This window comes from Variovorax ginsengisoli (genome assembly GCF_030811835.1).
Taxonomy (GTDB): domain Bacteria; phylum Pseudomonadota; class Gammaproteobacteria; order Burkholderiales; family Burkholderiaceae_C; genus Variovorax; species Variovorax ginsengisoli_C.
In genome coordinates this window covers 1-1,193 of record NZ_JAUSRO010000040.1, presented here as the reverse complement: position 1 = coordinate 1,193, position 1,193 = coordinate 1, and the positions used below count along the sequence as shown (strand labels likewise).

Below are 1,193 nucleotides of genomic sequence, written 5' to 3'. Positions count from 1 at the left end.
AAAAATGGCAAAAGGTAAGTTCACCCGCACCAAGCCCCACGTGAACGTGGGCACGATCGGTCACGTCGACCATGGCAAGACCACGCTGACCGCTGCGATCGCAACGGTGCTGTCGGCCAAGTTCGGCGGCGAAGCCAAGGCCTACGACCAGATCGACGCAGCGCCTGAAGAAAAGGCCCGCGGCATCACGATCAACACCGCGCACGTCGAGTACGAAACGGCCAACCGCCACTACGCTCACGTCGACTGCCCCGGCCACGCTGACTATGTGAAGAACATGATCACCGGCGCCGCCCAGATGGACGGCGCGATCCTGGTGTGCTCGGCTGCCGACGGCCCGATGCCCCAGACCCGCGAACACATCCTGCTGGCACGCCAGGTGGGTGTGGGCTACATCATCGTGTTCCTGAACAAGTGCGACATGGTCGACGACGCCGAACTGCTCGAGCTGGTCGAAATGGAAGTGCGCGAACTCCTGGACAAGTACGACTTCCCGGGCGACGACACCCCGATCATCCACGGCTCGGCCAAGCTCGCTCTCGAAGGCGACAAGGGTCCCCTGGGCGAAGAAGCCATCATGAAGCTGGCCGAAGCACTCGACACGTACATCCCGACGCCTGAGCGCGCGGTCGACGGCGCATTCCTGATGCCCGTGGAAGACGTGTTCTCGATCTCGGGTCGTGGCACGGTGGTGACTGGTGCTGTCGAGCGCGGCATCATCAAGGTCGGCGAAGAAATCGAGATCGTCGGCATTCGCCCGACCGTCAAGACCACCTGCACCGGCGTGGAAATGTTCCGCAAGCTGCTCGACCAAGGTCAGGCTGGCGACAACGTGGGCGTGCTGCTGCGCGGCACGAAGCGCGAAGACGTCGAGCGCGGCCAAGTGCTGTGCAAGCCGGGTTCGATCAAGCCGCACACGCACTTCACCGCTGAGGTGTATGTGCTGAGCAAGGACGAAGGCGGCCGTCACACGCCGTTCTTCAGCAACTACCGCCCGCAGTTCTACTTCCGTACGACGGACGTGACCGGTGCGATCGAGCTGCCTGCGGACAAGGAAATGGTCATGCCCGGCGACAACGTGAGCATCACGGTCAAGCTGATCAACCCGATCGCCATGGAAGAAGGCCTGCGCTTCGCCATCCGCGAAGGTGGCCGTACCGTGGGCTCGGGCGTGGTCGCCAAGGTTCTCGCCT

The 1,193-nt window shown here is 63.1% G+C and carries 1 protein-coding gene; it reads left to right on the top strand.

The window, feature by feature from the left end; translation table 11 throughout:
- Nucleotides 1-4 precede the first annotated feature (4 nt).
- On the top strand, nucleotides 5-1,193 hold a 1,189-nt coding region (gene tuf / locus J2W36_RS26515), incomplete at its 3' end, for an elongation factor Tu (protein ID WP_307692781.1).